The sequence below is a fragment of the Craterilacuibacter sp. genome, from assembly GCF_051659485.1.
Lineage (GTDB): Bacteria > Pseudomonadota > Gammaproteobacteria > Burkholderiales > Chromobacteriaceae > Craterilacuibacter.
Genome location: NZ_JBOFOO010000158.1, coordinates 1 through 11,394, shown reverse-complemented (window position 1 = coordinate 11,394; position 11,394 = coordinate 1). Strand labels below are relative to the sequence as shown.

Annotated in this window: 14 protein-coding genes and 1 pseudogene; 7 read left to right on the top strand and 8 right to left on the bottom strand. The window is 58.7% G+C overall.

From position 1 onward, the window contains the following. Positions 1 to 99: 99 nt before the first annotated feature. A complete protein-coding gene (locus ACRC1E_RS05395) occupies positions 100 to 699 on the bottom strand; it encodes a LysE family translocator (protein ID WP_438514085.1) in 600 nt (199 codons plus the stop codon). Positions 700 to 867: 168 nt separating this feature from the next. Between ACRC1E_RS05395 and ACRC1E_RS05390 the strand changes: the two genes are divergently transcribed. Further along, entirely contained in the window at positions 868 to 2,295 is a 1,428-nt protein-coding gene (locus ACRC1E_RS05390) for a PLP-dependent aminotransferase family protein (RefSeq protein ID WP_438514084.1), read from the top strand. Here ACRC1E_RS05390 and thpR read toward each other — a convergent pair. From thpR to ACRC1E_RS05375, 3 genes are read right to left on the bottom strand one after another with little or no spacing between them, the layout of a single operon-like run. Beyond that, positions 2,287 to 2,847 carry an RNA 2',3'-cyclic phosphodiesterase gene (gene thpR / locus ACRC1E_RS05385; protein WP_438514083.1) on the bottom strand — a complete coding sequence of 187 codons (561 nt, stop codon included), beginning with the start codon at positions 2,845 to 2,847 and terminating at the stop codon, positions 2,287 to 2,289. The genes ACRC1E_RS05390 and thpR overlap by 9 nt on opposite strands. 8 nt (positions 2,848 to 2,855) lie before the next feature. Beyond that, positions 2,856 to 3,992 (bottom strand): PilT/PilU family type 4a pilus ATPase, encoded by a 1,137-nt coding sequence (locus ACRC1E_RS05380; protein ID WP_438514082.1) that lies wholly within the window; start codon positions 3,990 to 3,992, stop codon positions 2,856 to 2,858. Positions 3,993 to 4,012: 20 nt separating this feature from the next. Beyond that, on the bottom strand, positions 4,013 to 5,050 hold the full coding sequence (locus tag ACRC1E_RS05375) for a type IV pilus twitching motility protein PilT (RefSeq protein WP_438514081.1): 1,038 nt from the start codon (positions 5,048 to 5,050) through the stop codon (positions 4,013 to 4,015). Between the two features lie 152 nt (positions 5,051 to 5,202). Between ACRC1E_RS05375 and ACRC1E_RS05370 the strand changes: the two genes are divergently transcribed. From ACRC1E_RS05370 to aroG, 6 genes are all read left to right on the top strand, one after another. Then, complete coding sequence (locus tag ACRC1E_RS05370; protein ID WP_438514080.1) at positions 5,203 to 5,898, top strand: YggS family pyridoxal phosphate-dependent enzyme; 696 nt, start codon at positions 5,203 to 5,205, stop codon at positions 5,896 to 5,898. Positions 5,899 to 5,930: 32 nt separating this feature from the next. Further along, positions 5,931 to 6,737 carry a pyrroline-5-carboxylate reductase gene (gene proC / locus ACRC1E_RS05365; RefSeq protein WP_438514079.1) on the top strand — a complete coding sequence of 269 codons (807 nt, stop codon included), beginning with the start codon at positions 5,931 to 5,933 and terminating at the stop codon, positions 6,735 to 6,737. Between the two features lie 2 nt (positions 6,738 to 6,739). After that, positions 6,740 to 7,321 (top strand): YggT family protein, encoded by a 582-nt coding sequence (locus ACRC1E_RS05360; RefSeq protein WP_438514078.1) that lies wholly within the window; start codon positions 6,740 to 6,742, stop codon positions 7,319 to 7,321. A 59-nt stretch (positions 7,322 to 7,380) separates the two neighbouring features. Next, a complete protein-coding gene (locus ACRC1E_RS05355) occupies positions 7,381 to 7,686 on the top strand; it encodes a c-type cytochrome (protein WP_438514077.1) in 306 nt (101 codons plus the stop codon). A gap of 187 nt (positions 7,687 to 7,873) precedes the next feature. Beyond that, positions 7,874 to 8,284, top strand: a complete 411-nt coding sequence (dksA, locus tag ACRC1E_RS05350) for an RNA polymerase-binding protein DksA (protein WP_438514076.1) — start codon at positions 7,874 to 7,876, stop codon at positions 8,282 to 8,284. A gap of 251 nt (positions 8,285 to 8,535) precedes the next feature. Beyond that, a complete protein-coding gene (aroG, locus tag ACRC1E_RS05345) occupies positions 8,536 to 9,612 on the top strand; it encodes a 3-deoxy-7-phosphoheptulonate synthase AroG (protein WP_438514075.1) in 1,077 nt (358 codons plus the stop codon). Between the two features lie 73 nt (positions 9,613 to 9,685). Here the strand turns inward: aroG and ACRC1E_RS05340 are convergent, their stop codons facing one another. From ACRC1E_RS05340 to ACRC1E_RS05325, 4 genes and pseudogenes are all read right to left on the bottom strand, one after another. Beyond that, entirely contained in the window at positions 9,686 to 10,465 is a 780-nt protein-coding gene (locus ACRC1E_RS05340) for a TIGR00266 family protein (protein WP_438514074.1), read from the bottom strand. Continuing rightward, entirely contained in the window at positions 10,462 to 10,593 is a 132-nt protein-coding gene (locus ACRC1E_RS05335) for a hypothetical protein (protein ID WP_438514073.1), read from the bottom strand. The genes ACRC1E_RS05340 and ACRC1E_RS05335 overlap by 4 nt, the downstream gene beginning before the upstream one ends. A gap of 65 nt (positions 10,594 to 10,658) precedes the next feature. Further along, positions 10,659 to 11,039 (bottom strand): DoxX family protein, encoded by a 381-nt coding sequence (locus ACRC1E_RS05330; protein WP_438514072.1) that lies wholly within the window; start codon positions 11,037 to 11,039, stop codon positions 10,659 to 10,661. Between the two features lie 163 nt (positions 11,040 to 11,202). Beyond that, positions 11,203 to 11,394 (bottom strand): annotated as a pseudogene (locus tag ACRC1E_RS05325) (fructose-1,6-bisphosphate aldolase); the annotation flags it as partial.

Here is an 11,394-nt window from a genome sequence, read left to right as displayed (position 1 = left end):
CATTTCTTGAGAACATGTAATTTAAAGCGAGAATAACGTACAAATTTAATCATGAATTACGTAATTATTTTAATCAGCCCTCTATCGAGGGCTGATGGTTCACATCAGTTCGTCCCATAACATCCACAGTGCCGTGGCTGCCATCAGCATGGCCATGCCAAGATTGAACAGGCGCAGATGGTGTGCCTGTTGCAGATAACGGCGCAGGCGATCACCGCCCAGTGCCCACACCGCAATACAGGGCAGGTTGACGATCAGGGTAATGACGGCCAAGGCCAGCGCGGCATGCAGTAATCCCCCCTGTTTAGGCATGAACAGAATGGCAGCGTTGATGGTCATGACCCAGGCCTTGGGATTGATCCACTGGAATAGTGCGGCCTCGATAAAGCGCAAGGGCTTGCCGACCTCCTTGCTGCCCGGTGCCGCGCTGTGGATAAGTCGCCACGACAAGTACAGCAGATAGCTGCAGCCGATGACGGCCAGCGCACTGCGTGCTCCCTCCAGCCAGACCAGTATGCTGCCGAGCAAGGTGGCGGTGATAAACAGCTGAAAGGCACAGCCGAAGCTGATGCCCAGCATGTGGGGCAAGGTGCGGCGAAAGCCGAAATTCACGCCGGAGCTGGCCAGCATGATGTTGTTGGGGCCGGGGGTGATGGACATCACCGACATATAGCTGGCCAGAGCAAGGGCTTCGAGCATGACGGGCTTTCGCAGGAGTGAAGATAATTCATGCTAAAGCCCAGACATGATTGATGACAGAGGCAAAAAAACGTTATTGTAATGGTGTCAGTCGTGTTTTTTATCAACTGTCACCACATGCTTCGCTGTCTTCTGCCACCTTGGCGCAAAACCATCATGAATCAACACATGTCCTTATACCGCTTGTTAGCGGATGAATTGGCGCAGGCGATTGCCCAGCGCACCTTGCCCGGTGGCTCGCGCCTGTCTTCGGTGCGCCAGTGTGCGGCACAGCGCGGCCTCAGTTTCAATACGGTGACGGCGGCTTACAGGTTGCTGGAAGACCGCGGCCTGATAGAGGCCCGGCCGCAATCCGGCTATTACGTCAAAAGCAGTCTGCCGGCACTGCAGCAGCCTTTGCGGGAAACACCGGGTGACGTGCTGGCACTGTCTGCAGCCACGCAGGATCTGGTCGCTGTGGTATTGCAGAGCCAGCAAAGGCCGGACTACACCGATCTCGCCCTCGCCTGTCCGCGTGGTGCCGCGTTTTATCCCAGCCAAAAATTGGCACGGCTGGCGGCCCGCATCTTGCGCCAGCAGCCGCAATTGATGGCCAGCTATGCCCTGCCGCCGGGCCCGGAGCGCTTGCGTAGCCAGATTGCCCGCCGTGGCCTGCAGCTGGGCATGAGCTTGCGCCCCGAGGACATCATCCTCACGCATGGCGCGATGGAAGCCTTGCAACTGGCGCTGCGTGCGGTGACTCAGCCGGGCGATACCGTCGGGGTGGAGTCGCCTACCTATTTCAACCTGTATCCGCTGCTGGCCAGTCTGGGCTTGAAGGCGCTGGAAATCCCCACCCATCCGCAGCATGGCTTATCGCTGGATGTGCTGGAGTTATTGCTGGCGGAGAAGCGGCTGGCTGCCATTGTGGCGATGCCGACGGTACATAACCCGCTAGGTTGCAGCATGAGCCTGGCGGACAAGCAGCGTCTGGCTCATCTGGTACATCACTATCAGGTTCCGCTGATCGAAGATGCGCTGTATGCCGAATTGCAATTCGCGGCGGCGCTCTCGCCGACGGTGAAGGCATTCGACCGTGATGGCTGGGTGATGGTGTGCGCCAGCTATACCAAGACACTGGCGCCGGATTTCCGTATTGGCTGGATGGAGGCGGGGCGTTTTGGCGAGCGGGTGCGCCAGCTTAAATTTGCGTCCAGTATTGCCGAGCCGGTACTGCTGGCCGAAACCATAGGCCAGTTTCTGGAGAGCGGCGGCTATGACCACCATTTGCGCATGCTGCGCCGTTTGTATGCAAGTCAGGTCGACACCGTGCGTGACCTGATCGCGCGCTGGTTTCCCGCCGGCACGCGGGCAACCTTGCCCAGTGGCGGGTTTTTACTGTGGCTGGAGTTGCCGGAAAATATCGATACGCAGGTGTTGTTTCATGCGGCGCTGGCCGAGCGCATCACCATCATGCCCGGCGTCCTGTATTCCGGCAGCGCGCGTTACCGGCATTGCCTGCGTCTGTCGTGTTGCCACGCGCTGGATGAGCGGTTTCTGGCCGCTTTGCGCCGGCTGGGAGAGCTGGCGCGGTTGCAGCAGGAGTCGTCAGCTTAAGGCGTCTTCGCCGCTAAGTGGCCAGCGGCGCAGTTCCTGATATAGCGGGCCGGAGCGGGTCAGGCGCGAAACCACCAGCGACAGATGATCGACCTTGAGCAAGGCAAAGCTGTCTGGGGCTGCCGGTATGGTTTCGGATGGCGTCGCCTTGCGCAGCAGGGTCACATGCGGGCGAAAGCGCCGTTCTTCGTAGGGCAGGCCTTGTGCCTTGAGGGCGGTATTGAGTGCCGACACCAGTTCGCTGATGCGGGAGGGCGTGCGCGTGGGAGCGGCGCAGCCTATGCCGCTGGGCCAGACGGCCAGCTTGTCGAGCTTGAGCCGGCAAGATTCGGCTTGGGAGGCGGCTTGTTGTCCGATGGCTTCTATGGCCGCGAGTTGGCTATGCGCGACTTCGCCGACAAAGGCCAGCGTCAGGTGATGCTGGCGCGGCGGTGTCTGGCGGCCGCCATAGTGATCGTGCAGGTACTCGACCTGTTCATCCAGCCAGCGGGCGCAAGGCACATCCGGCCAGACGGCAAAAAACAGGCGATAAGTCGCAGAGGCAGTAGGCATGCTGCCGATTATACGATATCGAGGTGCTCCAGCCCCGACAGCGGGTCGTGATTCTTCGCGCCTTCGCTGTGCAGCTTGATTTTCAGGCGCAAATCATTGACCGAGTCGGCATTTTTAAGCGCTTCTTCGTAGCTGATCTTGTCCGCCTCAAACTGATCGAACAGCGCCTGGTCGAAGGTTTGCATCCCCGATTCGCGCGAACGGCTCATGACCTCCTTGATACTGGAGACTTCACCCTTGAAGATCATGTCGGAAATCAGCGGGGTATTGAGCAGGATCTCGACTGCCGCCACCCTGCCCTTGCCCGACTTGTGCGGTATCAGGCGCTGCGACACGATGGCCTTCATATTCAGCGACAGATCCATCAACACCTGCTGGTGGCGTTCTTCCGGGAAGAAGTTGAGGATGCGGTCCAGCGCCTGGTTGGCATTGTTGGCGTGCAGCGTCGCCAGACACAGGTGGCCGGTTTCGGCAAATTGCAGGGCGTAACCCATGGTCTCGCGGTCGCGGATCTCGCCCATCAGGATCACATCCGGAGCCTGACGCAGCGTATTTTTCAGCGCGATTTCCCAGCTATCGGTATCGACGCCGACTTCACGCTGGGTGACGATGGATTTTTTGTGCGGATGTATATACTCGACCGGGTCTTCGATGGTGATAATGTGGTCGGCATTGTGGGTGTTGCGCCAATCGACCAGCGCCGCCAGCGAGGTTGATTTGCCCGAGCCGGTTCCGCCCACAAAAATCACCAGCCCGCGCTTGATCAAGCCGATGTCCCGCAGCACGGCAGGCAGGTCGAGCTGGTCAAAGGTCGGGATTTCGGTATTGATTTTGCGCAGCACCATACTGGCCTGCCCTTGCTGGATAAAGGCACTGACACGAAAACGGCCTATTCCCGGCGGGCTGATGGCAAAGTTGGCTTCCTGCGTCGCTTCAAATTCTTCGGTTTGCCTGTCGTTCATCACCGAACGCACCAGCTCGCGCGTGTGTTGTGCAGTCAGTGGCTGCGGTGCTACCGGGGTAATCTTGCCATCCACCTTGAGTGCGGGCGGAAAATCGGCGGATATAAAGATATCGGACGCGTTGCGGGAAATAGCGTGCGCCAGCAGTTCGTGGATAAATTTGGATGCCTGATCTTTTTGCATGTTGATGTGTCGCTCCCGTCTCAGAACAGATCTTTTTGGGTGGCTTTGCTGCGCGCTTCGGCCGGTGTCACCAGATTGCGCCGTACCAGATCCTGCAGGCACTGGTCCAGCGTCTGCATGCCGTGCTGCTGCCCGGTCTGGATCATGGAATTGATCTGGGCGATCTTGTTTTCGCGGATCAGGTTACGGATGGCCGGGGTGCCGAGCATGATTTCATGTGCCGCCACCCGCCCGTTGCCGTCCTTGGTTTTCAGCAGGCTTTGCGAGATCACGGCGCGTATCGACTCGGACAGCATGGAGCGCACCATCTCCTTTTCCGCACCGGGAAACACATCGACGATACGGTCTATGGTCTTGGCCGCAGAGCTGGTATGCAGCGTGCCGAACACCAGATGGCCGGTTTCGGCGGCGGTCAGCGCCAGTCGTATGGTATCCAGATCGCGCAATTCGCCTACCAGAATTACATCGGGGTCTTCACGCAGGGCGGATTTAAGCGCATTGCTGAAGCTGAGCGTTTGCGCGCCCAATTCGCGCTGGTTGATCAGGCTTTTCTTGCTTTCGTGCACGAATTCGATCGGGTCTTCCACTGTCAGGATGTGCGAGTAGTGGTTTTCATTCACGTAGTCGACCATCGCCGCCAGCGTGGTCGACTTGCCCGAGCCTGTCGGGCCGGTAACCAGCACGATACCACGCGGGAATTCGGAAATTTCCTTGAAGATCTTGGGTGCGTTCAGGTCTTCCAGCGACAGGATTTTGGATGGAATCACGCGGAATACGGCACCGACACCGCGGTTCTGCTGGAAGGCATTCACACGAAAACGCGCCACCCCCGGCATTTCGAAGGAGAAGTCGCACTCGAAGTTCTCTTCAAACGCCTTGCGCTGATAATCATTCATGATGTCGTATACCATGTCATGAACTTCATTCTGAGCCATCGGAGGCAGATTGATGCGGCGGATATCGCCATGCACCCGGATCATCGGCGACAGGCCTGCCGACAGGTGCAGGTCGGATGCCTTGTTCTTGACGGTGAATGCGAGCAGCTCGGAAATTTGCATTTATAATCCCCAATAATTTTTAACCGGGCCAAATTTGCCGCCCGCATGCCTGAATAGCGGTCGATTGTAAGGGTTGATCTCCGGATTGGATATTGCGGCATGTGCGGGAGAGGCAGGATGCGGCTTTTACCGTACATAAACGGGACATCATCATGAGCCAGACTATCGCGGCGGCCTTGTCCGCCGTGCAGCAGCGTATTGCTGCGGCCATTCAGGCCGCAGGACGCCCGGCGGGTGCCGTCACTTTGCTGGCCGTCAGCAAAACGTTCCCGGCTTCGGCGATTTGCGCAGCTTATGCCGCCGGGCAGCGGGCTTTTGGCGAGAATTACGTGCAGGAGCTGTCGGCCAAGGCCGAAGAACTGGCCGGCTTGCCGATAGACTGGCATTTCATCGGCCCCTTGCAATCGAACAAGACCCGTTCCGTAGCGGAAACCGCACACTGGGTGCATTCCGTCGAGCGCCTGAAGATTGCCGAGCGGCTGTCGGCACAGCGCCCGGCCAGCATGCCGGCCTTGAATGTGTTGCTACAGGTCAATGTCTCGGGTGAGGCAAGTAAAAGCGGCTGTACGCCGGACGAATTACCGGCACTGGCGCATGCGGTTGCCGCTTTACCCGGCCTGAGGCTTAGAGGGCTGATGTGCATTCCCGAACCGACGGCCGACGGGGTGCTGTTACGCAGCCGCTTCGCCTTGCTGGGGCAGTTGTGCGGAACATTGAATACGCAAGGGCTGGCGCTGGATACCTTGTCCATGGGGATGTCGTCGGATCTTGAAATTGCGATTGGTGAAGGCAGCAGCATGGTACGGGTCGGCTCGGCCATTTTTGGCGGACGCCATTATCAACATTGAGCAGCCGGCTTATCCGGCTGTGGGGGAGCAGCATGAATATCACCTTTATTGGCGGCGGCAATATGGCCAGTGCCATTATTTCCGGTCTGGTTCGGCAAGAAGGACACGTCATTCGCGTCATCGAGCCGAATGCAGACAAGCGCAGCAGCCTGACTGAACAGTATGGGGTTGAAGCACTGGATGCGTTGCCGGATGGTTTTTCTAGCCATGATGTCGTGGTATTGGCGGTCAAGCCGCAGAGCCTGAAAGACGTTTGCCAGGCATTGGCACCCCGTTTGGGGGGCGCACTGGTGATTTCCATTGCTGCCGGTATCCGCGTTGCTGCTTTGTCGCGCTGGCTGTCCGGTAGCTCCCGCATCGTGCGCGTGATGCCGAATACCCCGGCCATGGTCGGCAAAGGCATGTCCGGTTTGTATGCCGCCGAAACGGTGGCAGAAGATGATCAGGCCGCAGCCGAAGCGATCATGAGTGCGGTGGGTGACGCCGTCTGGCTGGCGGAAGAAGAAGGCATAGACGACATTACCTGCGTCTCCGGCAGCGGCCCGGCCTATGTGTTCTATTTCATCGAAAGCATGCTGGAAGCAGCGCTGGAAACCGGTTTTGATGAAGCGGAAGCGCGGCGTCTGGTGCTGGAAACTTTTGATGGCGCAGTGGAACTGGTGCGGCAGAGCAGCTTGCCGGTGGCAACCCTGCGCCAGAATGTGATGTCGAAAGGCGGTACGACAGAGCGTGCCATCGCCCGCTTCGAGGCCGATGGCGTCAAGGCTGCGATCAAGGCGGGGATGGCCGATTGCCGCGCCCGATCGGTCACGCTGGGCGATGAACTGAGCGGGGGCTGAACATGCTGATTAATACCATTCAATTTCTGATCCGTACCATTGCCGACTTGTTTGTGCTGGTGTTGTTATTGCGCTTTTACCTGCAAGTCGTGCGCATGCCGTTTACCCATCCCTTGGCGCAGTTTGTGATGGGTGCGACCAATTTTGTGGTGCTGCCATTGCGCCGCTTGCTGCCCAGTGTGCATGGCTATGATACGGCCACCATGTTTATCGCCTGGCTGGTGGGGCTGTTCTCGATTACGGCGGTGCTGCTGCTGGGGCCGATGCCGTTCAATTTTGCGGCACCGCAGACCTGGCTGGGGCTGACACTGTTGTCTGTCTTGACGCTTTTTACCCAGTCGGTATATTTATTAATGGGTGCCGTGCTGGTTCAGGCCATCATGAGCTGGGTAAACCCGTATAATCCGCTGGCGCCGATGCTGTCAGCGTTGACTCGGCCATTTTTGGCACCATTTTCACGGGCGCGTATAGGCGGGGCTGATCTGTCGCCACTACTGCTATTGCTGGTGCTGCAGGTTATTTTGATGTTGCCGATACGTTTTCTGGAGCAGACCTTTTTGCAGCAGCTGCAACTGGCGTTCTAGTGAGGCAAGGCTCGCCCGGACTCGCTTCGGGCTGGTCCGGATAATGATAAGGATAAAGTATGCGCAAGCCCCTATTGCTGGCACTGCTGTTGACTGTGGTGGCGACACCGGCCATGGCCAACCTGCAGCTGGCACAAAAAAACAACTGTACTGCCTGCCATGCGGTAGATAAAAAGCTGGTGGGTCCATCCTATAAGGATGTGGCGGCCAAATACGCGGGCGACAAGGGCGCCGAAGCCAAGATGATCGCCAAGATCAAGGCTGGCGGCTCTGGGGTGTGGGGGCCTATCCCGATGCCGCCTAGCCCGCAGGTCTCGGACAGCGATGTCAAGGCGCTGGCCAAGTGGGTATTGGGGCAGAAATAAACACGGCACTACGATGTTGAACCGCACCGGACGTGGAATATCTTGTTCTCGTCCGGTGACAGAACTATAAATGCGTGCAGGATTCCGACCCCTATGGGCAGTTCAGGCCAGTAAATGTTGCCTTTTAGCCATGCCGTCGGTAATCTTCCACGCCTGTCTGCCTACTCTCTAGCTGGAAGAACCCATTATGGCCAAATTGACCGAACAGGAAATCCTCAACTGGGACGGCGAAGATTACATGAACGCCGACCAGCTTGAGTTCTTCAAGGAACTGCTGCTGCAAATGCAGCAAGAATTGGTGAACAACGCCAACGCGACGGCAAGCCACCTGCAAGAGCAGGAGTCGACGCCGGATCCGGCTGACCGCGCCACCCTGGAAGAGGAATACGCGCTGGAACTGCGTACCCGTGACCGCGAGCGCAAGTTGCTACAGAAAATCCAGGCTTCGCTGCGCCAGATCGAAGACGGCTCTTACGGCTATTGCGAAGATACCGGTGAAGTGATCGGCTTGCGTCGTCTGATGGCCCGTCCTACGGCGACGCTATCGGTTGAGGCGCAGGAGCGCCGCGAGCGAATGAAGCGCCAGTACGCCGACTAAGTCCGCTTGGCACCCGTTGTAAAAAGCCAAGACACCCCAAACGGGTGTCTTGGCTTTTTTGCATTATTTAATGATTTATTTTAAGTTTAAGCGGTTAATTTTATCTTCAGTGGCATTTGTGAGATGAAATTTACAAATTTTAGCATTTAAATTGCGTCACGCAAAAATGACGTTTGCGATAAGGGCTTGGCGTGTCGCCGTGGTACGGGTATTGTTCTTGCAACAGATCAAGAACAAAAGGAAGTGCCACCATGCAACGACAAACCGACGACGTCAGAATCCGCCAGATCAAGGAGCTGTTGCCTCCGATCGCACACCTGTATGAATTGCCGCTGACCGAGCCCGCCTCGGAAGTCATCTATCACACCCGGCGTGAAATCAGCGCGTTATTGCGTGGTGAAGATGATCGCCTGCTGGTGGTGATCGGCCCGTGTTCCATTCACGATACCCAGGCCGCCAAAGAGTACGCCACCCGTCTGCTGGCCTTGCGTGAACGCTATAGCCGCGAACTGGTGGTGGTGATGCGGGTTTACTTCGAGAAGCCGCGTACCACGGTAGGCTGGAAAGGGCTGATCAACGACCCGCGCATGGATGAGTCGTTCGATATCAATGCCGGCCTGCGTATTGCGCGCCGCCTGTTGCTGGATCTGAACCAGATGGGGATGCCGGCGGCGACCGAATTCCTCGACATGATTACCCCGCAATATCTGGCCGATCTGATCAGCTGGGGGGCTATCGGTGCGCGTACCACCGAAAGCCAGGTCCACCGCGAACTGGCTTCCGGCCTGTCGTGCCCGGTCGGCTTCAAGAACGGCACCGACGGCAACCTCAAGATTGCTATCGACGCGATACGTGCCGCCAGCGCGCCGCACCATTTTCTGTCGGTGACCAAGGCCGGCCACTCCGCCATTGTCGAAACCGGCGGCAATCCGGACTGCCATGTGATCCTGCGCGGCGGCAAGGAGCCCAACTACTCGGTCGAGCATGTGAATGCCGCCGCAGGCGAACTGGCAGCCGTGGGGCTGGCGCAAAAGCTGATGGTGGACTTCAGCCACGCCAATAGCCGCAAGGACTACCGTCGCCAGATGGAAGTGGCGCTGGATGTTGCCGGCCAGATGGCGGCGGGTCATAGCCATATCTTTGGCGTGATGGTGGAAAGCCATCTGGAGGCCGGGCGTCAAGACCTGCAGCCGGGCGGTGAACTCAAGTACGGGCAAAGCATCACCGATGCCTGCATTGGCTGGGACGACACCGAAAGCCTGTTGCAGACGCTGGCCGAGGCAGTACAGGCCAGGCGCAGCAAGCTGGGCGTGCCCGCCGGCCAGTAATCCGCTACTGCCGCTTTAAAAACCATCGCCCGCATTGCGGGCGATGTTGTTTCTTCTGCCGTAAAGCCGGGGCTCAGTCCTTGCCCAGTATTCCGCCCAAGAGGCCGCCTTGCTCATTGCTGCCGCCGGCCTTGGGTGCGGCGGCCAGAATGCGGTCGGCCATGCGCGACAAGGGCAGGCTTTGCAGCCAGACCATGCCCGGGCCGGTCATGCGGGCGAAGAACAGGCCCTCGCCGCCGAACAGCGCGCTTTTGACCTTGCCCACGTATTCGATATCGAAGCTGACCGAGGGCTGGTAGGCCACCACGCAGCCGGTATCAACGCGTATGCTCTCTCCGGTGGCCAGCCGGTGCTGGGTCAGCGTACCGCCGGCATGCAGGAAGGCATAACCGTCGCCTTCCAGTTTTTGCATGATAAAGCCCTCGCCACCGAACAGCCCCGCCCCCAGACGTTTTTGCAGCGCAATGCCGAGGCTGACGCCCTTGGCGGCACACAGAAAGCTGTCTTTTTGCGCTATCAGCGTACCGCCCAGTTCCAGCAAATGGATGGGGATAATCTTGCCCGGATAGCTGGCGGCAAATGCCACCCGTTTTTTAGCGCGGCTCTGGTTGACGAATACCGTGGTGAATAGCGACTCTCCGGTCAGCAGGCGCTTGCCGGCGCCCATCAGCTTGCCCATCAGCCCGGCTTGCGCGCCCGAGCCGTCGCCGAACACGGTATCCATTTCGATGCCGTCCTGCATGTAGTACATCGCGCCGGCCTCGCCCACTGCCGCTTCACCCGGGTCCAGCTCGACCTCGACGTACTGCATGCTCTCGCCGAAGATCTCGAAATCGATGACATCCATGCTCATGGTTGCTGCTCCTTATCCTTGCCGTGGCCGGCAAACATCACCCACAGGTGAAAAGCCATGCCGGCCAGCGGCACCAGCGCCAGCAGGATGACGAAAAACCATTCCAGCGGAGTCAGAAGATCGGTCATGGCAGTACCCGTAAGCGATGTGATCCCACCATGCTACACGGATGATCGAAGTCTTGTCATCGGCTTCAATAGCGGCGCTGGCGGGCATCCAGTGCCGGTGCCAGTGCGCCGGCTTGTGCCAGCAGCAACAGGCCGCCAGCGGTGGACAGATCGCCCAGAAACAGTATCCACTGGGTTTGATCGCCGAAGTCATGATGAAAGATCAGCGCGGCGAGGATGGAAAACACCGCCAGTAGCGGTGCGATCCAGCGCACTTTCCAGCCCAGCAGGATAGCCAAGCCTCCGCCGACCTCCAGCAGGATGACCAGCGGCAGTAAAGAGGTCGGTACATGGTAGGCCTGCATATAGGCTTCGGTGCCGGCATAGGCGGTAATCTTGCCGATGCCGGCGATAATGAAAAACTGGGCCAGCAGAATGCGGCCGGCCAGATTGAGGAGTGCGCTCATGATTGCTCCTGCGTGTTGCCATTGATGTTACCGGTGTAGCAGAAGGCAAGCTCAAAGGCAGTGCCGGGGCGGGCATGGCGGGGCAGGCGCGGGGCGCAAAAAACCGGGGGCAGGCTCTCGCATGATGCGTAAAGAGCCTGCCCCCGGCCGGGTGGCGAACGGTTTAGCGGACGATCTGTGCCAGCTGGCCCTTGGCGTACTTGTCGGCCATGGTGTCGAGGTTGAGCGCCTTGATCTTGCTGGCCATGCCGCAGGCACCGAAGGCCTGATAGCGGGCGATGCAGATGTCGCGCATGGCGTTGGTCGAGGCGATCAGGAATTTGCGCGGATCGAATTCGGCCGGGTGCTGCGCCAG